We start from the raw sequence: 419 nt of genomic DNA on the forward strand, positions 1-419 counted from the left end.
TAGACTAACCTAGTCAAATGGGACATAAAAAAACACCCTTCAAGTGATACACTTAAACCAAGTGTTAATTTGGAGGGTATTTTTTATGGGGAAAAATAGATATTCAGCGGAGTTAAAATGGTCAGTTGTGAAGGATAAATTAAGTGGACAACATTCAAATCAACAAATTATGGAGAAGTATGGTATTAAGAATGTATCTCAGATCAAAACATGGATGAGATGGTACCGAAACAATGAGATGCATCGTTTCGACCAGCCAATCGGTAAACAATACAGTTTTGGGCATGGACCTGTTTATACTTCTAACGAAGAAAAGAAGAATCGACAGATCGAAAACTTGAAGATGGAGAATGAGATTCTAAAAAAGTATTTGGAGATCAAAGAGGAGTTGGAGTTGAAAAGGAAGTAGTCCTATATTT

General features: G+C 35.1%; 1 protein-coding gene. It reads left to right on the top strand.

The window, feature by feature from the left end:
- The first annotated feature begins 85 nt into the window (after positions 1-85).
- Positions 86-409 carry a helix-turn-helix domain-containing protein gene (locus CHH53_RS17950; protein ID WP_095217318.1) on the top strand — a complete coding sequence of 108 codons (324 nt, stop codon included), beginning with the start codon at positions 86-88 and terminating at the stop codon, positions 407-409.
- Positions 410-419 lie beyond the last annotated feature (10 nt).

Origin of the sequence: Terribacillus sp. 7520-G (assembly GCF_002271665.1) — a bacterium.
Classification (GTDB): domain Bacteria; phylum Bacillota; class Bacilli; order Bacillales; family Amphibacillaceae; genus Terribacillus.